Source organism: Azospirillum formosense (assembly GCF_013340925.1).
GTDB lineage: Bacteria > Pseudomonadota > Alphaproteobacteria > Azospirillales > Azospirillaceae > Azospirillum > Azospirillum formosense.
Genome location: NZ_WHOR01000039.1, coordinates 1 through 20,340 on the forward strand (window position 1 = coordinate 1; position 20,340 = coordinate 20,340).

18 protein-coding genes are annotated in these 20,340 nt (G+C 68.2%); 8 read left to right on the plus strand and 10 right to left on the minus strand.

Annotated features, from left to right (window positions below):
• The first annotated feature begins 172 nt into the window (after nucleotides 1-172).
• Nucleotides 173-2,161 (plus strand): DNA topoisomerase IV subunit B, encoded by a 1,989-nt coding sequence (gene parE / locus GBZ26_RS07800; RefSeq protein WP_174438353.1) that lies wholly within the window; start codon nucleotides 173-175, stop codon nucleotides 2,159-2,161.
• Nucleotides 2,162-2,285: 124 nt separating this feature from the next.
• A complete protein-coding gene (locus GBZ26_RS07805) occupies nucleotides 2,286-2,843 on the plus strand; it encodes a hypothetical protein (protein WP_174438354.1) in 558 nt (185 codons plus the stop codon).
• Nucleotides 2,844-2,858: 15 nt separating this feature from the next.
• On the opposite strand, the gene GBZ26_RS07810 is transcribed toward GBZ26_RS07805, so the two are convergent.
• A complete protein-coding gene (locus GBZ26_RS07810; RefSeq protein ID WP_174438355.1) occupies nucleotides 2,859-3,563 on the minus strand; it encodes an alpha/beta fold hydrolase in 705 nt (234 codons plus the stop codon).
• A gap of 36 nt (nucleotides 3,564-3,599) precedes the next feature.
• Nucleotides 3,600-4,142, minus strand: coding sequence for a hydrolase (locus GBZ26_RS07815; RefSeq protein WP_174438356.1), 543 nt, complete (start codon nucleotides 4,140-4,142; stop codon nucleotides 3,600-3,602).
• 277 nt (nucleotides 4,143-4,419) lie between these two features.
• On the opposite strand from GBZ26_RS07815, the gene GBZ26_RS07820 reads away from it, so the two are divergent.
• From GBZ26_RS07820 to GBZ26_RS07835, 4 genes are all read left to right on the plus strand, one after another.
• A complete protein-coding gene (locus GBZ26_RS07820) occupies nucleotides 4,420-5,991 on the plus strand; it encodes a DEAD/DEAH box helicase (RefSeq protein ID WP_174438357.1) in 1,572 nt (523 codons plus the stop codon).
• Between the two features lie 5 nt (nucleotides 5,992-5,996).
• Nucleotides 5,997-6,239 carry an Lrp/AsnC ligand binding domain-containing protein gene (locus GBZ26_RS07825; protein ID WP_149466929.1) on the plus strand — a complete coding sequence of 81 codons (243 nt, stop codon included), beginning with the start codon at nucleotides 5,997-5,999 and terminating at the stop codon, nucleotides 6,237-6,239.
• 171 nt (nucleotides 6,240-6,410) lie between these two features.
• Entirely contained in the window at nucleotides 6,411-8,816 is a 2,406-nt protein-coding gene (locus GBZ26_RS07830) for an LPS-assembly protein LptD (protein WP_174438358.1), read from the plus strand.
• Nucleotides 8,817-8,912: 96 nt separating this feature from the next.
• Entirely contained in the window at nucleotides 8,913-9,638 is a 726-nt protein-coding gene (locus tag GBZ26_RS07835; RefSeq protein WP_174438359.1) for a hypothetical protein, read from the plus strand.
• On the opposite strand, the gene GBZ26_RS29910 is transcribed toward GBZ26_RS07835, so the two are convergent.
• Genes GBZ26_RS29910 through GBZ26_RS07865 form a run of 4 tightly spaced genes read right to left on the minus strand, consistent with a single transcriptional unit; the run spans nucleotide 9,635 to nucleotide 13,687 of the window.
• Nucleotides 9,635-11,647, minus strand: coding sequence for an O-linked N-acetylglucosamine transferase, SPINDLY family protein (locus GBZ26_RS29910; protein ID WP_211104635.1), 2,013 nt, complete (start codon nucleotides 11,645-11,647; stop codon nucleotides 9,635-9,637). The genes GBZ26_RS07835 and GBZ26_RS29910 overlap by 4 nt on opposite strands.
• Before the next feature lie 14 nt (nucleotides 11,648-11,661).
• Nucleotides 11,662-11,997, minus strand: a complete 336-nt coding sequence (locus GBZ26_RS07855; RefSeq protein ID WP_174438361.1) for a YdbL family probable chaperone protein — start codon at nucleotides 11,995-11,997, stop codon at nucleotides 11,662-11,664.
• The gene (locus GBZ26_RS07860; protein ID WP_174438362.1) at nucleotides 11,994-12,248 is read right to left on the minus strand and encodes a YnbE family lipoprotein; all 255 of its coding nucleotides are present in this window, start codon (nucleotides 12,246-12,248) and stop codon (nucleotides 11,994-11,996) included. The genes GBZ26_RS07855 and GBZ26_RS07860 overlap by 4 nt, the downstream gene beginning before the upstream one ends.
• Nucleotides 12,245-13,687 (minus strand): intermembrane phospholipid transport protein YdbH family protein, encoded by a 1,443-nt coding sequence (locus GBZ26_RS07865; protein ID WP_174438363.1) that lies wholly within the window; start codon nucleotides 13,685-13,687, stop codon nucleotides 12,245-12,247. Before GBZ26_RS07865 ends, GBZ26_RS07860 begins: the two co-directional genes overlap by 4 nt.
• A 260-nt stretch (nucleotides 13,688-13,947) precedes the next feature.
• On the opposite strand from GBZ26_RS07865, the gene GBZ26_RS07870 reads away from it, so the two are divergent.
• Complete coding sequence (locus tag GBZ26_RS07870) at nucleotides 13,948-14,475, plus strand: peptidylprolyl isomerase (protein ID WP_051140648.1); 528 nt, start codon at nucleotides 13,948-13,950, stop codon at nucleotides 14,473-14,475.
• A gap of 101 nt (nucleotides 14,476-14,576) precedes the next feature.
• On the opposite strand, the gene GBZ26_RS07875 is transcribed toward GBZ26_RS07870, so the two are convergent.
• Nucleotides 14,577-17,234, minus strand: a complete 2,658-nt coding sequence (locus GBZ26_RS07875) for a protein kinase domain-containing protein (RefSeq protein WP_174438364.1) — start codon at nucleotides 17,232-17,234, stop codon at nucleotides 14,577-14,579.
• A 275-nt stretch (nucleotides 17,235-17,509) separates the two neighbouring features.
• Between GBZ26_RS07875 and GBZ26_RS07880 the strand changes: the two genes are divergently transcribed.
• On the plus strand, nucleotides 17,510-18,448 hold the full coding sequence (locus GBZ26_RS07880; protein ID WP_174438365.1) for an aldose 1-epimerase: 939 nt from the start codon (nucleotides 17,510-17,512) through the stop codon (nucleotides 18,446-18,448).
• A gap of 16 nt (nucleotides 18,449-18,464) precedes the next feature.
• Here the strand turns inward: GBZ26_RS07880 and GBZ26_RS07885 are convergent, their stop codons facing one another.
• From GBZ26_RS07885 to GBZ26_RS07890, 3 genes are read right to left on the minus strand one after another with little or no spacing between them, the layout of a single operon-like run.
• A complete protein-coding gene (locus GBZ26_RS07885; protein ID WP_345772040.1) occupies nucleotides 18,465-19,058 on the minus strand; it encodes a lysozyme inhibitor LprI family protein in 594 nt (197 codons plus the stop codon).
• Nucleotides 19,059-19,082: 24 nt separating this feature from the next.
• Entirely contained in the window at nucleotides 19,083-19,274 is a 192-nt protein-coding gene (locus tag GBZ26_RS30170; RefSeq protein ID WP_247884782.1) for a hypothetical protein, read from the minus strand.
• A 12-nt stretch (nucleotides 19,275-19,286) separates the two neighbouring features.
• A complete protein-coding gene (locus GBZ26_RS07890; protein ID WP_174438366.1) occupies nucleotides 19,287-20,213 on the minus strand; it encodes a hypothetical protein in 927 nt (308 codons plus the stop codon).
• Nucleotides 20,214-20,340: the final 127 nt, after the last annotated feature.

Genomic DNA, 20,340 nt, shown 5'->3' on the forward strand with positions numbered 1-20,340 from the left:
TCCATGTCGGGGTGGGTGGGGGATTGGTCGGTGGGAGTGCCGTCGCTCATCGTGCCTCCGCCCTCGTTCATTCTGGGGTCGAAAAAGCGCATCACAAAATATGGTGCGGGGAGTATATAGGAGCCACCGCATGCGCTTGCGCAGCCCTGACGAAATTCCTATAACTGGGGCCATGAGCGATCTTTTCGAGAACACGGCGCGCAAGGCCGAGACCTACTCCGCCCAGGATATCGAGGTTCTGGAGGGGCTTGAGCCCGTCCGTCGGCGCCCCGGCATGTACATCGGCGGCACCGACGACCGGGCACTGCACCATCTGGTGGCCGAGGTTCTGGACAACGCCATGGACGAGGCGGTCGCCGGCCACGCCAGCCGCATCGACCTGGAACTGACCGTCGACGGCACGGTGGTGGTGCGCGACAACGGGCGCGGCATCCCGATCGACGACCATCCCAAGTACCCGGGCAAGTCGGCGTTGGAGGTCATCCTCACCACCCTGCATTCGGGCGGCAAATTCTCCAACAAGGTCTACCAGACCTCCGGCGGTTTGCACGGTGTCGGCCTGTCGGTGGTCAACGCCCTGTCCGACCGGCTGACCGTCGAGGTGGCGCGCGACCGCCAGCTCTACGTGCAGCATTACAGCCGCGGCCTGCCCCAGGGACCGCTGACCCGCCAGGGCGCGGCCAATCGCCGCGGCACGACCATCCGCTTCCACGCCGACCCCGACATCTTCGGCGAGGCCGCTCATTTCGAGCCGCACCGGCTGTACCGGCTGGCGCGCTCCAAGGCCTACCTGTACCGGGGCGTGGAGATCCGCTGGAGCTGCGACCCGTCCCTGCTGTCCCCCGACAGCACCACCCCGGCGCAGGAGACGCTGCATTTCCCCGGCGGCCTGCTCGACTACCTGAACGCCGCCCTGAAGGAACGCCGGACGATGACCCGCCTGCCCTTCTCGGGCGCGCTGGACTTCCCGAACCAGCAGGGCCGTGTGGAATGGGCCATCGCCTGGCCGGAGGATGACGAGGGCTTCTCGCACACCTACTGCAACACGGTGCCCACCCCGCAGGGCGGCACGCACGAGGCCGGCCTGCGCGCCGCGCTGACCCGCGGCCTGAAGGGTTACGGCGAGCTGACCAACAACAAGCGCGCCGCCCAGGTCACCGCGGACGACGTGATGGGCGACGCCTGCATCCTGCTGTCGGTTTTCATCCGCGAGCCGCATTTCCAGGGCCAGACCAAGGAGAAGCTGGTCACCGCCGAAGCCCACCGGCTGGTCGAGGCGGCGATCAAGGATCACTTCGACCACTGGCTGTCGGGCGACCCAGCCTCCTCCAAGGCCCTTCTGGAACGGCTGATCGAGAAGGCGGAGGAGCGCGCCAAGCGCAAGCAGTCCAAGGAGTTGGGACGGAAGTCCGCGACCCGGCGCCTGCGTCTGCCCGGCAAGCTGGCCGACTGCTCCCGCAACTCGCCGGAGGGCACCGAGATCTTCCTGGTCGAGGGCGATTCGGCGGGCGGCTCCGCCAAGCAGGCGCGCAACCGCGAGACCCAGGCCATCCTGCCGCTGCGCGGCAAGATCCTGAACGTCGCCTCGGCCTCCTCCGACAAGATGAAGGCGAACCAGGAGCTGAACGACCTCACCCAGGCGTTGGGCTGCGGGGTGGGCAAGGACTTCTCCAGCGACAAGCTGCGTTACGAGCGGGTCATCATCATGACCGACGCCGACGTGGACGGCGCGCACATCGCCTCGCTCCTGATGACCTTCTTTTACCGGGAGATGGGCGGGCTGATCCAGAACGGGCACCTGTATCTGGCTCTGCCGCCGCTCTACCGCATCAGCCACGGCGCCAAGTCGGTCTACGCCCGCGACGACGCGCACAAGGACCAGCTTCTGAACAAGACCTTCAAGGGCAAGAAGGTGGAGATCAGCCGGTTCAAGGGCTTGGGCGAGATGATGCCGGCCCAGCTCCGCGAGACGACCATGGACCCGGCCAAGCGCACGCTGCTGCGCGTCGTCGTGCCCAACAGCGCCGATCCGGAGCAGGCGGAAGACGTGAAGGCCACCAAGACCCGAGTCGAGGAGCTGATGGGCCGCCGTCCGGAGCTGCGCTTCCAGTTCATCCAGGAGAACGCGAAGTTCGTCCGGGTCGACGACATCGACGTGTGATGTTGAACGCCGCCGGGATGCGCGGTCGGCTGAGCGGCGGCTCTTCCGGAGGCGTGGGCTTGTCGGTGCCGGAGCGGCATCCCATGATTGATCGCCCCTGTCCACTCAGCAGCCCAGGCGAGCCATGACCTTCCTGTCCCGTGCCAGCGTTCTCGCCCTCTGCGCGATGGCGGCGGCCTGCACCAACGAACGCGTGGTGGCCGACCTGCCCGTTCCCGCCTACACGCTGAGCGAGGTCTCCTACGCGGCCTCCAACCGCGATCTGCGCGTGGTGATCCTCGGGAATCCCTTCGGCATGGACCCGCAAACCTTCGGGCCGCTGGTGACCGCCAACATGCAGAACCGCATTTCCGGCGTGCGCACCAACTTCACCACGACGCCGAACCAGACGGCGCGGCCCGATTACCGGGTCGTTCTCGCCTTCAACCCCGCCGAGACGACGCTGAATTCGTACCTGTGCAGCGGCCAGCCCCTGCGCACCAGCCCGCCCGGCGGCCCCATCGTGGTCCAGGGCGCCTTCTGCCGGGGCGGCGGAACGCTGTCCTCGGCCACCGGCTGGCTCGACCGGCCCCAGGGACCGAACGACCCGGACTTCCGGTCACTCATCAGCGACATGACCTTCGCCCTTTTTCCGGCCCGCCGCGCCGACCTGGACGGCTGCGGCGGGGGTCCTGACTGCTGAGGCGGAGGACGTCGTTCAGGCGTAGAGCAGCCACTGCCGCAGCAGGGCGGTGACCGCCTGCGGCCGCTCCATCGCCGACAGATGGCCGCAATCCTCGATCAGGACGAGGCGGGCGCCGGGGATGCCCTCGGCCATCTCCTCGTGCAGCGCCGGAGGCGTGATGGCGTCCTGCCGCCCGCACAGCACCAGCGTCGGGCAGGCGATGGCCCCCAGGCCGGGCCGGCTGTCCGGACGGCTCATGATGGCGGTCTGCTGGCGGACGTAGCCCTCCGGCCCGATCCGCTGGGCCTGGGCCTGCACCGAGTCGACCAGGGCGGGTTCGCCCGTCCGGTCGGGATGGACGAGGCGCGGCATGCCGGCGGCCATCACCTGCCGCAGCCGTCCCTGTCCCACCAGCCGCACGGCGTCCTGGCGGGTGGCGGTCTGCTCCGGCGTGTCCGGGCGGGCACTGGTGTCGAGCAGGGCGAGCTTCGCCACCCGCTCCGGCGCCTGCCGCAGAATCTCGAAGGCGACGTAACCGCCCATCGACAATCCGGCGAGGGCGAACCGCTCGGGCGCCTGCGCCAGCACCGCGGCGGCAAGGGTGGCCATGGAGTCCTGGCCGGTCAGGTCTCCGACGGCTGGCTCCGCCACATCGGCGAGATGGCCGGTCTGATGTTCCCACAGCGCGGCATCCAGAGGCATGCCGGGCAGCAGGACCAGGGGAATCCGATCGCTCATCCCTCTTCCCTTCCCGTTCTGACTGTCTTCATCCGGTCAGCGGATCAGGTCGAGCACCGCCTTGAAGGCGGGGATGTCCGACCGCTCCATCCACTCGAACAGGACCATCTCCGTGCTGACGATGGTCGCCCCGGCGGCGCGCATGCGGGCGATGCCAAGCTCCGCGTTGGCGGGCGTGCGCGACGACACGGCGTCGGCCACCAGCACCACCTCGAACCCCAGCCCGACCAGCGACAAGGCGGTCTGCATCACGCAGACATGGGCCTCCGACCCGGCCAGCACCACCTGACGGCGACCCAGCCGCTCCAGCCGCTCCAGGAAGGCCGGCTCCCGCGCGGCGGAGAAGCTGATCTTCTCCACCACCCCGTCCGGCGGCAGCAGGGCGCGCAGGGAGGAGGCCATCGGGCCGAGGCCCTTGGGATACTGTTCGGTGGCGAAAGCCGGCACGCCGAGCAGGGCGGCGGCCTTCAGCAGGGTTGCGGCGTTGCGCTCGACCCGCGCGGACTCGGCGATCGCCGGCATCAGCTTTTCCTGGATATCGACCACCACCAGGACGGAACGTTCGGAGGACAGTAACATCGGAGGGCTGCCTTTTTTATTTGTCCGGCCCGGGCGGAAGGAGAGGCGGAAACCTGCATTCCGGCGGTCACAGCCCCCGGATTTCCACGGTTTCCGCGGCCTTTTCGCAGCCTAGCCGAGCGGACGCGGAACGCCAAGCGGCCCATCCGAAGCCGCGCAATGCGCGATTCCATCACAAGGTCTATTGACAGCGCCCTTTGACTTCATATTCTGCCGCACCATCTACTCGTCGGGCCGTACCGGCACGATTTTCGCACTCCAGACAGAAACAGGTTGGATGCTCTTTTCGGAACTTGGGCTTGGACCTGACGTCCTGCGGGCAATCGAGGACAAAGGTTACACCCAGCCGACGCCAATTCAGGAACAGGCCATTCCCTGGGTCCTGCAAGGCCGCGATGTGCTCGGCTGCGCGCAAACCGGCACCGGGAAGACGGCCAGCTTCACCTTGCCGATGATCAGCATCCTGGCTTCGGGCCGGGCGCGGGCGCGTATGCCCCGCTCGCTCATCCTGGAGCCGACTCGGGAGCTGGCGGCGCAGGTCGCCGACAGCTTCGAGACCTACGGCAAGCATCACAAGCTCAGCATGGCGCTCCTGATCGGCGGCGAAACCTTCACCGAGCAGGTGAAGCGGCTGGACCGCGGGGTGGACGTGCTGATCGCGACGCCGGGCCGTCTGATCGACCTGTTCGAGCGCGGCAACATCATGCTCAATGACATCAAGGTCTTCGTCATCGACGAGGCGGACCGGATGCTCGACATGGGCTTCATCCCGGACATCGAACGGATCGTCAGCAAGCTGCCCAAGCTGCGCCAGACGCTGTTCTTCTCCGCCACCATGCCGCCGGAAATCCGCCGTCTGGCCGACGCCTTCCTGTCGAACCCGAAGGAAGTGACCGTCGCCCCGCCGGCCTCGCCGTCGGAGACGGTGACCCAGGCCATGGTCCTGGTGCACGAGGAGGACAAGCGCAAGGCGCTGCGCCACCTGCTGCGCACCGAGGACGTCAAGAACGCCTTCATCTTCTGCAACCGCAAGCGCGACGTCGCCATTCTCCAGAAGTCGCTGGAGAGCCACGGTTTCAACGCCGGCGCGCTGCACGGCGACATGGTGCAGTCGAAGCGGACCGAGACGCTGGAAGCCTTCAAGAAGGGGGAGATCACGCTCCTCGTCTGTTCCGACGTGGCGGCGCGCGGCCTGGACGTGCAGGGACTCAGCCACGTCTTCAATTTCGACGTGCCGGTCAGCCCGGAAGACTATGTCCACCGCATCGGACGCACCGGGCGGGCGGGCCGCATGGGCCGTGCCTTCACGCTGGCCAGCCCCCTGGACGGCAAGCAGGTTTCGGCCATCGGCCGCCTCATCAAGCGGGAGATTCCGTTGATTGCCATTGACGGCCTCGAGTCGGCCGAGTTCCTCAGCGAGGACGAGGCGCGCCGCGGCCGCAGCCGGGGGCGTGGCAAGGACAAGGAGCGCGGCGACCGCGCGCCGCGCGCCGAACGCCCTGAGCGTGAGGAGCGGGCGCCCCGTGAGGAGCGTCAGGCCCGTGAGGAGCGCCAACCGCGCGAGGAGCGCCCGAGCCGCGACGAGCGTCCGGTGCGCGAGGACCGGCAACCCCGTGAGGAGCGGCAGCCCCGTGAGGATCGCCAGCCGCGCGAATCGCTGGCCGCGGCCGAGAGCCGCCGCCAGGAGCCGCGCCGGGATCGGGACCGCGACCGCCGCCGCCGCCGCGACGAGGACGAGGACGACACACCGGTGATCGGCTTCGGCGACCATATGCCGGCCTTCATGCTCCGCTCCGCGCGGCGCCCGGCCCCGGCTGAACCCGCCGAGCAATCCTCGCAGGAGGGCTGAGCGCCATGCAGACCATCTTCGTCATGGTCAAGTGCGAGCTGGGCAAGGCCTATCAGGTGGCCGATCAGGCCGTCCAGGACATCGAGCAGGTGTCGGAGGTGCACTCCATCTCCGGCCAGTACGATCTGCTGATGAAGTGCTATCTGCCCCAGGATCTGGACATCGGCCGATTCGTGACCGAGAACATCCAGACCCTGGCCGGGGTGCGCGACACCTTCACGCTCATCGCCTACAAGGCCTTCGCCTGAGGGACGGGCGGCGGGCCGGCTGCCTTGGAAAGGGCTCGAACGAGGGGCCGTCCGCCTGTTGCGGGCGGTCCCTTTTTTCATGGCTAACCAGCCGGCAACAGACGTCGGACAATTCGCGAAACATGCCGCGAAACCGTTGACTTGGCCGGTTGGTTACCTCAAACGTTCCGCATGTCCCAGCTCCCGTCCCGACATGCCCGGCGCGCCCGCGCCACCAGCCCGAAGATGCACCGCCCGTTGGACCGCCGGTCGCTGGTCCTGCGATCCGGCATCGTCGCCCTGATGGCCGCCTGCGGCGTCGTTCTGGCCGATCTGGCCGACGCGCAGCAGCCTCCCGCGCCGGCGCCGCAGGCGAACGCCGCCCCACCCGCCGGGGTGGACCCAGGCGGGCGGCTTGAGGTCGTCGTCCCGTCGCCGGGGCCGTCCGATGGAAAGCCCCAGGACCCCCCGGTCCTTCTGGGAGCGGACACGGTCACCTTCGACGAGGCGAACAGCCTCGTGACGGCGTCGGGCAACGTCGAGCTGTCGCAGGGCGCGCGGACGGTCCATGCCGACACGATCACCTACAACCAGCAGACCAAGGTGGTGATCGCCTCCGGCAACGTCCGGCTGGTCGAGCCCTCGGGCGACATTCTGTTCTCCAACTATGCGGAACTGACCGACGACATGCGCGATGCGTTCGTCGAGAACGTTCGCGTGCTGATGACCGACAACAGCCGCATGGCCGGCACCGAAGGCGAGCGCCGCGGCGGGCGGCTGATCCGCCTGAACCGCGCCGTCTACAGCCCCTGCGAGCTTTGCAAGACCGATCCGACCCGTGCGCCGGTCTGGCAGATCCGCGCCGCCCGCGTGGTGCAGGACAACGAGGATCATGAGGTCCGCTACCGCGACGCCTTCATGGAGATGTTCGGCGTTCCGTTCTTCTATACCCCTTATCTTTCCCACCCCGATCCCACGGTGGACCGGCGCTCGGGCTTCCTGACGCCCAGCTTCCGCAACAACTCGGATCTCGGTTTCGGCGTCATTTCCCACTATTACTGGGACATCGCGCCGGATCAGGATGCGACGTTCGACCTCGGCGGCTATTCCAACCAAGGCCTGTTCCTGGGCGGCCAATACCGCAAGCGGTTCGAGAACGGGCGGCTGCAGCTCGACGTGTCGGGGACTCAGGGCGAAATCCCCAACGGCACGCTGAAGGACGCGGACGACCGGCGCTGGCGCGGCCACGCCTTCGCCAGCGGCCTGTTCGACATCGACGAGACATGGCGCTGGGGTTTCAATCTGAAGCGGGCCAGCGACGAGCTGTATCTGCGCCGCTACTTCAACATCCGTGATGAGGTGTTGACCAGCCGGGCCTTCGTCGAAGGGTTCAACGGTCGCAATTATGCGGCGGTGAATGCCTACAGCTTCCAGGATCTGCGCTGGGGCAACCCGGTCCAGGAACCCTACGTGCTTCCCGAAGCGCGCTACAACGCGCTGGGCGAGCCGGGGAGCCTGATGGGCGGGCGCTGGTCCCTGGACAGCAGCCTGCTGGCCATCGCCCGGCCCGGCAGCGGCGGTCCAGATACCCAGCGGCTGGCCATGCAGCCCGGATGGCAGCGGGACATCTACTCCAACCTTGGTTTCGTCACCACGGTCGAAGGCAGCGTCCTGCTGGCCGGCTACACCGCCCAGCGGTTCGATCCGAACGATCCGGCCGGAACCGGCAACGACAGCGTGCAGCGTCTGCGCTTCTTCCCACAGGCCACGACGACGGTCCGCTATCCCTTCGTCCGCTATGGCGAAAACAACTTCCAGACCATCGAGCCCATCGGACAGATCAGCGTATCGCCGAAGGTGGACAACGATCCGGCCTTCCCGAACGAGGACAGCCTCGACGTCGAGTTCGACGAGATCAACCTGCTGATGCCCAACCGGTTCACCGGCATCGATCGTTTGGACGGCGGCCTACGCGCAACCTACGGCCTGCGCACGACGTTCCAGGGCTACAAGACCGGGTCGGCGAGCCTGTTCGTCGGCCAGAGCTTCCGTGCCGACGATACGGAGAATTTCCGCGGCGGTTCGGGCCTCGACAAGAAGTCGTCGGATTATGTCGGTCGTCTCGACCTGCGCCCGGCCGAGTGGCTTGACCTTAACTATGGCTTCCGCATCGATCATGACACGCTGAAGCCGCGCCGCCATTCGGTCAACGCATCGGCCGGTGTGCCGCTGCTGCGGCTCTACACCACCTACACCTACGTCGACCAGACGGAGAATCCCTACGTCGTGGAACGGAACGAAGTCGAACAGGCCGGCATCACACTGGCGTCGCAGTTCTCGCAACACTGGTCGCTCAGTCTGTCCCACTCCCAGGCGTTGCGCCCCGATGCGGGTCCGCGCTCCAGCGCGGGCGTGCTCCGCTATCAGGACGAATGCCTGATCTTCGAAACCATCGCCCAGCGTGACTACACCACCATCCAGAATGGCGAGGAGGAAGGAAACACCATCTTCTTCCGTTTCGTGTTCAAGAATGTTGGCGAGTTCCGCACGCCGGGGATCAGTGCCGGATTCCTCGGCCCATCCGGAGCGAGCAACTGACCTGGAGCGGCATCTCCCGCCAAGCTCAAGGGGTTGCATCGGGCGGCCGATCTGGGTAGCCATAGCACCCTCTCCTTCCGCTCGGGTTTGCTGCACATGGCCTTGGGACGTTACGACTACGAACGCCGTTATCGCCGCCGCTTTTGGGCGGGGTTCGCGAAATTCGGTCTGTTCGCCGCCGTTCTCCTCGGCGTCGGTCTTTTCGCCTACCAGATGGGCATCGAGCAGTTGAAGGGCCGCGACGTCACGTTGCGGGAAGAGATCTCCACCCTGTCGCGTCAGAAGGCCGAGTTGGAACTGCTCGCCAGCCAGATGCAGCACGCCGCCCGAACGGCGGAGGCCCGCGCCGCGGAGTTGGAGGCCCGGCTCCAGCGCGAGGTTCCCTCGGGCGAACTCGCGCGGCTGACCGGCCTGGTGTCGGAGCGGCTGAAGGGCGGCATGGACCCCAACCGCCTCGCCTTCGTGATCGCCCAGGTGCAGGCGGTGCGCAACTGCCAGCCGGCGGAAACCAAGCGCTTCGCCCTGGCCACCCCCCTCCTGAAGTCGGGCAACCGTAGCACGAGCTTCAACAACGGCGCGGTAACGGTCAGCGGCGAGGGCCAATCGTCGCGCAACGCCCAGGGCAATCCCGAAAGCTGGTTCGACCCGGCGCAGCCGGTGACCATCAAGATTGCCGGCATGGGCGGCAAGGACACGGTCGCCAAGGGCGTCCTGCCCCTTCACCAGACGGTGGTGATCGACAACACCGAGTACCGTTTCACCTTCGCGCCCGGCGCCCGCTCCTTCGTGGAGGTCACCGCCGACCGTTGCCCCTTCCCTTAATCTTCCTCCGGGACGGTGAATGGGCGGGGCGGCTCGCCCGCCGCCTGGACGTCCCACATCGTCGCGTAGGCGCGCTCCAAAGCGCGGGCGATGCGGTCGGTATCGAACAGCGCCGCGCGGTCCCGCTCCACGGCGAGGCGCGCCTTCAACCGGGCGATGCCGGCCGGGTCGCGGGCCAATCGCAAGGCCGTTCCTTCATATTCGACGAGCGAACGGACGGCCAGCTCCGGCAGGCCAGCGGCGTGCAGCAGGCTCGTCCCAACGCGCGACGCGAACCCCTCCCCCGTCACCGTCAGCACCGGCAGGCCCGCCCACAGCGCGTCGCTGGCGGTGGTGTGGGCACCGACCGGTGCGGTGTCCAAAAACAGGTCGGCCAGACGGTAGCGCGCCAGATGCTCCGCCGCAGGACGACGGGGAGCGAAGATCAACCGGCCCTCACCCATGCCCCGGCACGCGGCCTCCCGCCGCAGATTCGCGCTCGCCTCCGGATGGCTGTCGAGCAGCCACAGCACACTGTCCGGAACCGTGCCCAGCAGGCGGCACCACCGGTCGAACAGGTCCGGCGTGATCTTGTAGGCGGCGTTGAAGCAGCAGAAGACCATGCCCCGCTCCGGCAGCCCGCAGGCGGCGCGGGATGGGGTCGGGCCGATCGGCCGGCTGCGGTCGTTGGGCTGGTAACAGGACGGAATCTGAACGATCCGCTCGGCGTAGAAGGGCTGCTGGTCGAAGGGCGTGACCAGTGGGTCGCCGATCACATAGTCGATGAAACCGGCGCCCATCGTTCCCGGATAGCCGAGCCACTGCACCTGAATCGGGGCGGGCCGGTGGGCTGCGATTTCCGGCCGGGCGTGCTGGGTGTAGCCCTTGAGGTCCACCAGGATGTCGACCCCATCCGCCCGGATGCGCGTCGCCGCGTCGGCGTGGGAGCAGGCGGTGATATCCACGAAACGGTCGAAGCTGGCGGCCAGCCGGCGCCGCATCGAGCCGCCATCGTCGGGGCCATAGCTGTAACCGACGACCTCCACCCTATTCCGGTCGTGACGCTCGATGAGTTCCGCGATGAGGGCGGCGGTGGCGTGCTCGTGATAGTCGGCGGACAGATAGCCGACGCGCAGCCGGCCGCGCGGTCCGGCGGCGCGGCGGACCGGCATGACGGAGATCATCCGGGTGCGCCAATCTGCGTAACGGCCGGCGCAGACCAATTCCGCCGCCGGGCCGGCACCCTCGCCGAGGAAGATCCAGGGATGGACCTGCCGCGTCGCACCGCCGCGCACCAGGGCGACCAGTTGCGCGGAGCGCTCGGCCAGCCCGTCCCAGCGGCAGAGGTGTCGCATCTGCTGGATGAGCTGCGCGAGCACGCCGCCCGCGTCGGGCAGGCCGAGCGCCAGGGCGCGCTCGAAGGCCGGCAGGCTGTCGGCCGGACGCCCGGCCTCCTTCACCACCAATCCGAGATTCGCGTGGGCCTCGGCCAGATCGGGCCGTAGGGCCAGGGCGGTCCGGTAACAGCCGATGGCGGCCTCGGCCCGCCCCAACTCCTGAACCACCGCACCAAGATTGAGCCAACCGGGAACGAGAGAGGGATCGAGCGACACGGCCCGGCGCAGCGCCGTCTCCGCCGCCTCGCGATGGCCCAGTGCGCGCAGCAGGACCCCCTGGTTGCAGGGGGCCGCGGCGAAGCGGGGCATCAGCCTTGCGGCCTCACCATAGGCGTCCGCCGCCTCCGCGATGCGGCCCAGCGCCTGGAGCGTCAGGCCCAGATTGAAATGGTTGCCGCCGAAGTCCGGCAGCCAGGACAGGGCAGCGCGGTGGTGCGCCTCGGCGTCGACCGCCCGTCCCTGCCGCCGCAGCGCCTCGCCGCAGGCGGAGCGGGCCACCGCCTCCTCCGGAGTGCCGGGCTCGCCCAGCGCGTCGAGCGCGCCGAACAGCCCGGCCAACGCCGCGGAATCGCCCGGTGCGGCGGCCAGAGCCGCGCGGCACTTCCCGATTCGGGCACGGAGGTCGGCGGTCATGCCCGCGGGGTGGTCTACTTGCGGACCCAGCGCCCGCCCGACAGCACATATTGGCCGGCGGGAGTGCGCTCGATCAGCTGCTTTCCGGCCAGGGCCTGGACCTGATCCACCGAGGTGCCGTTGCTTCCGGCGATCTCGCGGTAGCGGGCGAGACGCTGGGCGTTGACCTGCTCGGCAAGCTGGGCAGCGACGGCCGGCGCGCCGGGGACCGCCCCAACCAGCCCGTCCGGCCGTTCCCCAATCTGCCCGGCGGCCTTGGCGGCGCCCAGGGCATCCTGGGCCGGAGCCATCGCCGGACCCGACAGGACAAACGCCAGGACCAGCCCGGCGGCGGCAAACATGCGCATCATGGCTTTTTCCCTCCCTTCGCGCCGCTGTCCGAAGGCAGTCCGAACAGGGCCGGATCATCCGCGATGGCCTTTTCCAGGTCGCGTTCGACCTTCACCCGGACCTCCTGTTCGATCCGGATGTTCAGGTTGATCTCGATGGGCTTGTCGGGTGCCTCGACCTTGACGGTCGGGGTGCAGGCGCCCAGTCCGGCCCCCAAGCCGGCAATCAGTGCGGCGGTCAGGACGCGCCGGCTTCGAACGGTGTGTCTCATGGATTCTTTCGTTGGAACTCCGTCATGCGGTCGCGCACCGTCTCCGGAATGCGGTAGGTGTCCAGACTCTGCCGCAGAATCCGATCGAGCGCGCCGCTCACCTTAAGGTTAAGCGCGACCGGATAGCCATCGTAGAATGCCGGGTTGGACCCGCGGATGGCGATTCCGACCGCCAGTTCTCCGCCCGCCTGCCCCTCCACGGTGGCGCTCAGCGTGTCATAGCGGAAATCGGTCAGCGCCCCCATCAGCAGGGCCGTTGGGCTGCCCTCCTCGCCCTTCAGAAAGCCCGGAGGGTTCTCGGGATCGTAGCGCAGCGTGCCGGGACCGTCGGCCTCCAGCAGGCCGCCGTCCAGATGGACGGAATCGGCCCCGATGCGCACCGGCAGGCGCCCGCTCACCGTTCCGCTCGCCTCCAGCCCGTCCACCGCGACCATCGCCAGCATGGGGCCGAGATGGACGCGCTCCGCCCGCAGGATCACCGTCCCCTGCGGCGCCACCGGGTCGATGGCGAAGGGGTCCGCCCGCAGCACGCCGCCGGCCCAATGCCATTCGGCACGCTCCACGCTCAGCCGGCCCTTCGCCCCATAGCCGAAGCGCAGGGTGCCGTCGGTCAGCGGCAGCCCGACGTCGAGCAGCTTCACCGCCAGCGTCTGGCCCGGCGCGATCACCGGCGGAAACAGGCTGGGAAGGGACAGCACCCCGTTGATGCCACTGGCCGAAACCGGGCCGAATTGCCCGGCGAGGTCGGCGAGCATCAGGTCGCCCTGGGCCTTCAGCGCCGCCCCGTCCCAGGTGAGGCGCGCCTTGGCGGTCAGGGTGCCCACCGTCTCGGCGATGGTCCCGGCACCGGTCCAGTGGGTCAGGACCGGCAGCCCTTTGGCCGGAGCGGTCAGCGTCGCCTGCCCGCGGTGGATCGTTCCGTCGCGGGTCATGGTCAGGCGCAGCGTCCCGCCGGCCGTGCCCCGCGGTGTCGCCAGCGTCACCGTGGAGTCGCCGAGTTGGATGGTGTCGATGGGAATCACGACGTTTCCGCCGCCTGCCGCGCCGCCGTTGCCTCCCGCACCGGAGGAGCCGGTTAATGGATAGCCGGCGATGCGCAGGACGCCGTCCTTGGCCACGTCCAGCCTCAGGCGGACGTCCGCAAGATCCAGGCGTTCGATTCGCCCCTCAAGAAGGGCGCCCGTCGGATGACGGATGGTGAGCGTTCCGCCGACCGTGCCTTGCCGGTCCAGGCGGACCACGGCGCTGGTCTGCTCCACCGACAGGTCGGTCACCGTCACGGCGGCGTCTGGGAAGCCGGCGCGGCGCAGCGCCTGTGTAGCGGCGGTGCCGGCCAGATCGGTCCGGTGCTGGACGGCGAGGGCGACCGCGCCACCGATCAGCACCAGCTTCACCAGCACCAGCCATCGTCTCAACCGCCGCACGCTTTGCTGCCGCACGCCCCACCCCTTGCCGTCCAAATTGCCATCGGTCTCTTTCGGGTATGAACACCCGAAAGGCAGTCTATCGTTCATCGCGGCCGGGGCGCGACCGTGCAGCGTTGGGACAATGATGAGCCGGCGGCGGAAACGGATGGAAAAGGCGCCGGTGAAGGCATCCCCGCAGGGCGTCTTTGCATCGGCGCCGGTTTCCCCTATGGTCGCGTCCGCGGAATCGGCACATCGGAGTGTTTCGCATGTTGCGGTGGACGCGCATTCTCATGGCGGCACTGTTCGCCACATTCATCTTCGCTCAGGGGGAGGCCAAGGCCTTGGATCCGGAAAACACCCTCTATCTCGACCTCAAGGACGGCCGCGTGGTCATCGAACTGCGCCCCGACCTGGCACCGAACCACGTCGCCCGTATCAAGGAACTGACCCGTCAGGGCTTCTACAACGGCGTCGTCTTTCACCGTGTGATCGACGGCTTCATGGCCCAGACCGGCGATCCGACCGGCACCGGCACCGGCGGTTCCGGCAAGAAGCTGAAGGCCGAGTTCAGCAACGAGCCGCACGTCCGCGGCACGCTGTCGATGGCCCGCACGCCGGACCCGGACAGCGCCGACAGCCAGTTCTTCATCTGCTTCGCCCCGGCTTCGTTCCTGGACAAGCAGTACACCGTCTGGGGCAAGGTCGTCGAAGGCATGGAGTTCGTCGACAAGATCAAGAAGGGCAGCCAGTCCCGCAACGGACAGGTCAGCGACCCGGACAAGATCGTCAAGATGCAGGTTGCCGCCGACGCCAAGTAACGGCGCCAGGGAAAGGATCGCCGATCACGGCGGTCTTCTTCAGGTGATTGGGGCGGTGAAACCGCGCACCGCCCCGTTTCCCGCCCCATTCCTCCGGGTCGTCACGGCCCGTTGATCGCCCCGGTCAGCGCCACCAGGAGATCCCGCATGCTGCGGGGCCGGTCCTGCCAGCGCATCGAGAGGCCACTCAGCAACACCTTCTCGAATCCGGGCGGCACCGTGGCGCCGCCTTCGGCCAGACGGGGCACCCGGTCGTTCATGAAGCGGCTGGTGGCGTCGGGCGGTGTCTTTCCGGTCAGCGCGTAGTAGACGGTGGCGCACAGCGCGTAGACATCCGTCCAAGGCCCCTGCCTTCCATCCGGCGCGTATTGTTCGGGCGGCGCGTAGCCCGGCTTCAGGATCACCGTCAGGTCGGCGCTTTTCCCAGCGGCGTGGCGCGCGGCGCCGAAATCCAGCAGCTTGCGGTCGCCGGAGCTGGTCAGGAAAATATTGTCGGGGCTGATGTCGCGGTGGATCAGGCCCTGCTCGTGCACAGCGTGCAGCGCTTTGATGATCGGTGACAACAGGGTCAACGCCTGACGCGCGGTGATCCGTCCGCCATTCTCGGAAACATGCCGCTTCAGGGTCCGTCCGTCGAGAAGCTCCATGACGAGATAGGCGGTCTCGTTCTCCTCGAAGAAGTCCTGGACGCTGACGATCTCCTTGACCTCCCGCAGGCGGGCGAGCATCCGCGCCTCATCGAGGAACTTCGCCAGCCCGGCGGAGAAGCTCTGCGCGTGCTCGTCGGAGAAGGGAGCGATCCCCGGCGATCCGGCGACGCGGGACACCAGATTGGCGGGGTAGAATTCCTTCACCGCGACCTTGATCTGAAGCCGTTCGTCCCAGCCCAGATAGGTGGCGCCGAAGCCCCCCTGCCCGAGGACGCGGCCCACCAGATAGCGTCCCAGCAGCCGCGTTCCCGGAAGAAGATGGACCCCGTTGCGGTTCTGCACACGGACCGGGTAGCCGCAATCCCGGCACACCTCGCGCGGGGCCTTCGGCACGAAGCAGGCCGGGCAAAGGCCCGACGCGGCGGCGACAACCAACGGCGCCTCCATCGTCACCGCGGCGGCGCTCACCGGAAGGGCGATGCTGCGGACCGGCGGAGCCACGATGGTGGGCAGCCCCGTCGCGCCGCAAGGCTCGAAGGCGGACCGCGCCGCCGTCTGGTCGCGCAGGGGCGACGGCTTGGCCGATGGCAGCTGCATCTGGCTCAGACGGTCGAGCAGCTCGTACAGGCGGCGGACCTCCGCCTGGGCGATGTCGTCGCTCTGGGCGCCGGCCAGCTCGGCCTGGAACTGCGGCTGGCGGGCGGTCTCCAAAATGTGCTGGCGCAGGACCGAAAGCGCCCCGTCGTCGCCGATCAGACCGGAACAGGCCAGTTCCGCAAGGCGAATGATGCGGCGGCGCGGCAGCGGTTCGATCTGGCGCAGCCGCTGGACGAGCCGGCCCCGCCGGGCGAAGTCGTCGACCACCGAATCCGTGCGGGCGGCGATCCGTTCCCGATCGTGCTCCGCCAGCGCCGAACCGCGGATGGCCTCCACCGCGCCGGTCAGGGCCTGCCGCACCAGCGCCGTGTCGGGCGTCTGGAGCACCATGTTCTCCACCAGCAGCTCATTCTTCAGCGCGGCGTCCAGCGCGTCCACGATCTCGCCCATATGCCGTTCCGCGGCGGGCACCGCGGAGACGGCGACCAGATAATGGATTCGACAGATCAGGTCGGGCTGCGTTTCGCTGAGTCCCACGATGGAACGCCGGTAGGCGCTCGCCCCCCCCTGTTCCAACCGGCGGGAGTAGCGGACGGTCAGCGCGTCGGCCATGGCGGACCCGCCGGTCAGCCCTGTCGGGGTCAGCAGATGCCCCATCAGCGCGCGCAGCAGGTCGGCTTCCTGTTCCGCCGTGCCACGCCCGAGCGTCTGCGGCGCGCGAAGCTGGCGCCGGATGCGCTCCAGCACCATGGCGCGGGCGGCGGGCAAGCGCCCCTGGCGGAACAGGCCATTGAGAACACCCAACCGGTTCGGCCCAAACACCTCCATCGGCACGCGCCCGAACAGAAGGTCGCACAGCCCCACCAGCGGCGAGCCGCCGGCCGGCGTGCTTCCGAACAGTTCCTGCGTCGCGGCGGGTGAGGCCAGCACGTCGCCGATCACCTCGTCCAGCGCGGTGGACAGGGCGTCCTGCCGCTCCGCCGGAAACAGCTGGATCAGAGCGTCGAGCTTCGATGACCAGGTCCGGCAGTCCTCAAGCTCCAGGCAAACCGCCGCACGCAGATCGAATCCGGGGTCGCCGGTCGGCGATTTTCCCGGTGCGCTGCGCAGGATGAGGTCCACGAGGGCGCGCCCCCGCGCCATCCCGGTGAAGGCGAGTTGGACGGTACGGGCTTTCGCCACGGTTTCGGATAGCGCGTTGTCCAGCGCGCGGCGGCGGGTCTTGGCATCCTGGCCGGGGAGGCGGGCCTGCACCGTGGCGACCCGGCCCAGGGCGGACTCCACCAGCGTGGGCTTGGCCTGGAGCACCTTCAGATGCCGGCTGCTGTGGATCAGCTCCGTCGGGGTCAGCACGAGACTGTCGAGATGCGGACGCAGGGCGATGCCGATGACCATCCGAGCCGGCCCGCCATGGTGATCGGCAAGGGTCTGGCACAGCACCGCCTCGTCGAGCGTGCCGGCGGGGCCGGGTGCCCCTGCGAAGGCGGGCGTCCTTGAGGCGGGCGTTGACACGGGCGGCCTATGGGCGGGATCGGCGTGGCGGTGGATGGCATGGACAGTCGGCCATAATCCGCGCAGTCCGGTAAACAGCCGGTATACGCCGGCCGAAATGACCAAACGGTGCGGTTGCACGACGGAGGTGGATGTGTGCGCAAAGGTATTGCAAGGGGCCATCTGGCTTGGCCCATGGCACACTTTTGCGCGCAGCCCTGCCCTTCCCTTCCCCTGCGGGCTGTGCGATACCCGAACCGACACCGGCGTCCAACCACCGTCGGCAGGAGATCCGGATGGAGCAGGTCGAGTTGGACCAGGGAATCGACGCCCACACCCTCAAGTTGACTCGCAGCGCTGCGAACGGCTCCCTGGAATGCACGCTGTGCCCACGGCGCGGCGGCGTCGTTGCCCGCCTCGCCTGGCGCGGCGCGGACGGAACGATCGATCTCTTGCGCCCGGCCTCCGATTGGGCGATGCGCCACGGCTCGGCCAACGACATGGGTTGTTTTCCCCTCGTGCCCTTTTCCAACCGGATCGGCGGAGGGCAGTTCACCTTCGAAGGGCAGCGGGTGCGGCTTCCGCTCGACGGCGACGGCAACCCGCATGTCATCCATGGCCATGGCTGGCGCGCCGCCTGGACGGTCGAGGACGCCACCGAAACGGCCGTGCGCATGGTGTTCCGGCACCCCGCCGACGCTTGGCCCTGGCGCTACCGCGCGACGCAGACCGTGGCGCTGGAGGAGGACGGGGCCAGCCTGACCCTCTCCCTCGTCAACGAGGACGACACGCCGATGCCCGCCGGGATCGGGCTGCACCCCTATTTCCCGAAGCCGCCGGGCACCCGTCTGACCGCCCGGGTCGACGGCGTCTGGCTGAACGGGCCGACCATCCTTCCGGTGGAGCGCGCCGCGGTGCCGCCCCGCTGGGCCTTTGCCGACGGAATCGTCATGGACCGGACCGTTCTCGACAATGGCTTCACCGGCTGGGACGGGGCGGCGGCGCTGGACTGGCCGACGCTCGCCCGTCGGCTGTCGATCGAAACCGAAGGACCGTTCGGCCATCTCATCGTCTATGCGCCGCCGGGCGAGGACTATCTCTGCGTCGAGCCGGTGTCCCATATGACCGACGCCGTCAACCACCCGGATGAACCGGACGCCGGCCTGCGCCGTCTCGAACCGGGCGAGGAGTTGAGGGGCACCTTGCGTTTGCGTCTGCAACCGCTCACCCGCTGAGAGCCGGAAACCGACGTCAGCGGCAGCGGACGAAGGTGGCGCCGAAGGGCGGCGGGTCCAGCGTCAGAAACAGGCGGTCCAACCGCGGCGCCTCGGCGGCATCCAGACGAAGCACGCCTTCCGGCAGCCCCTCTTCCCCACCGAAGGCCATCCCCTCGGCCAGATCGCCCTCGCCGGGCGCCAGCGGGCCTTCCAGCGGAAAGGCTGCAATGCGCGGGTCGTGCAGGCTGAAGCCGCCGTCGCCGGTGATCTCCAGGTAGGAGGTCCGGCAATCGTCGATGGGCGTCCGGGTGGCCGGATCGGCCTTGGCCCAGCGGCCGGTCAGGGCCGGCAGGTCCACCGAGCGCTTCGCCGAGGCAGGCTTTGGATGCCCCTGAAGATTGGTTGGAACCGGGCGTTGCGGGGCGGACGCGGAAACGGTCAGCGGTTCGTCGGCCACCGGAGCGCGGCGAGCGGCCAGTTCCGCTTCCAGCGCCTTGGTGCGGTCGGACATCTGGCGTGCCAGACAAGTGGCGCGGTCCTTGCTTTTCTTCGGATCGAGCAGATCGGCCTCCGCCACCGGACAGGCGGCGTCCCGCCGCTGGAGCCATGCACGCTGGCCGGCGGCCACCGCTTCCTGCCCCAAATCCCCGGCCTAAGCGGTCAGCGCCCGCACCGCCGTATTGAGCTTATCGGCGGTGGCCGCCAGAGACGCGTCGCGGCACAGCAGCAGCGCCACCGGGGTCTCCCCGGCACAGTCAACGGGCTTGGCGGCCTCCCCGCTGGTGTCCGCCGCCATGGCCGTGCCGGCCATCAGCATGCCCGCCAGAAGAATCGCTGCCCGCATCGTACACATCCCTTACGCCGGAAACGCTTCCAGGACGGCCTTCACCTGCCGCTGGAAATCCTGGTCGCTGCGATAGCGCGTCAGGACCGTCTTGTCACGCTGAACGAGGAAAAAGATGTCCTCACGGCTGGGCAGGGAGCGCGGGTTGGGCTTGTCCAGAAGTTCCCCGTTCCAACCGATCCGTGCCATGAAATAGACGGCGCGGGAGTTCAGCATGAACAGCTTGTTGTCCGGCGCCAATTTCTCCCGGCGCAACAGGGCGTAAAGATAGTAGTTCCGCCCATGGAAATAATTAACATAGATCGATTGCAGCGCTGCAAAACGTTCTTCCGGACTTGTGTACTTCTTGATCTGGCGTTCCAGCTTGAATCCCGCGAAGAAATACTCCCGCGCTTCGCTCTCGAAGGAAAAGGCGGAGCCACGGATTTGCTCGAGCTGTTCCCCGTACCGGCGCAGAACGCGCCCCATCAGCAGTTCGAGGAACCGGCGCTCCGCCGCAAGATCGTCCGGGGTCTGCAGGATCAGTTCGAAGACATGGCGGAGATGGTAGGGATGCCGCACCACGATGACCGGAACGCTGGATGCCTTGCGCTTTTCCGGTCCTCCTCGCTCCCCCAGAAGAGTCGCTGCCGGCGAGACCGAGGCGATCACCGAAGAGATGGTGTCCTGGATCTTCCAGCGCCGCTTCACCTGCGCCGACTGCCTGCCGATGTGGAACCGCGCCAGTCGGCGTCGCCACCGGCTGCGCCACGTTTCCTTGGGCGCCTTGTGCGTCGGCAGGTTGCCGATGACCAGCGGGTTGCCGAGAATGTCGGGTGGAGGAGGCAGCGGATTGAAGTTGAAGTATTTTCCGGTGACGACGCCACGCGTTGAACCGCCGGGCGTTCCATCGCCCGCCGAAACACCGCCACCCACAGACAGGCCCGCCAGCGTCGCCATTCCCGATGCACATTCTGCCTGCGTCGCTCTCGTCCAACGGACAAGGCCCGCGGACAGAGATGGGCCTTTATAAAGCGGTCGGGGCGTCGATGAAAGACGCAACCGGTCCAATATGCATCTGCTTGTT

Excerpts from the sequence above, each read along its gene's own strand:
- GBZ26_RS07815 (WP_174438356.1), bottom strand. The coding sequence starts at position 4,142 with ATGTTACTGTCCTCCGAACGTTCCGTCCTGGTGGTGGTCGATATCCAG.
- GBZ26_RS07825 (WP_149466929.1), top strand. The coding sequence starts at position 5,997 with ATGCAGACCATCTTCGTCATGGTCAAGTGCGAGCTGGGCAAGGCCTAT.
- parE (WP_174438353.1), top strand. The coding sequence starts at position 173 with ATGAGCGATCTTTTCGAGAACACGGCGCGCAAGGCCGAGACCTACTCC.
- GBZ26_RS07820 (WP_174438357.1), top strand. The coding sequence starts at position 4,420 with ATGCTCTTTTCGGAACTTGGGCTTGGACCTGACGTCCTGCGGGCAATC.
- GBZ26_RS07835 (WP_174438359.1), top strand. The coding sequence starts at position 8,913 with ATGGCCTTGGGACGTTACGACTACGAACGCCGTTATCGCCGCCGCTTT.
- GBZ26_RS07870 (WP_051140648.1), top strand. The coding sequence starts at position 13,948 with ATGGCGGCACTGTTCGCCACATTCATCTTCGCTCAGGGGGAGGCCAAG.
- GBZ26_RS30170 (WP_247884782.1), bottom strand. The coding sequence starts at position 19,274 with ATGCGGGCAGCGATTCTTCTGGCGGGCATGCTGATGGCCGGCACGGCC.
- GBZ26_RS07805 (WP_174438354.1), top strand. The coding sequence starts at position 2,286 with ATGACCTTCCTGTCCCGTGCCAGCGTTCTCGCCCTCTGCGCGATGGCG.
- GBZ26_RS07880 (WP_174438365.1), top strand. The coding sequence starts at position 17,510 with ATGGAGCAGGTCGAGTTGGACCAGGGAATCGACGCCCACACCCTCAAG.
- GBZ26_RS29910 (WP_211104635.1), bottom strand. The coding sequence starts at position 11,647 with ATGACCGCCGACCTCCGTGCCCGAATCGGGAAGTGCCGCGCGGCTCTG.
- GBZ26_RS07830 (WP_174438358.1), top strand. The coding sequence starts at position 6,411 with ATGTCCCAGCTCCCGTCCCGACATGCCCGGCGCGCCCGCGCCACCAGC.
- GBZ26_RS07855 (WP_174438361.1), bottom strand. The coding sequence starts at position 11,997 with ATGATGCGCATGTTTGCCGCCGCCGGGCTGGTCCTGGCGTTTGTCCTG.
- GBZ26_RS07890 (WP_174438366.1), bottom strand. The coding sequence starts at position 20,213 with ATGGCGACGCTGGCGGGCCTGTCTGTGGGTGGCGGTGTTTCGGCGGGC.
- GBZ26_RS07810 (WP_174438355.1), bottom strand. The coding sequence starts at position 3,563 with ATGAGCGATCGGATTCCCCTGGTCCTGCTGCCCGGCATGCCTCTGGAT.
- GBZ26_RS07860 (WP_174438362.1), bottom strand. The coding sequence starts at position 12,248 with ATGAGACACACCGTTCGAAGCCGGCGCGTCCTGACCGCCGCACTGATT.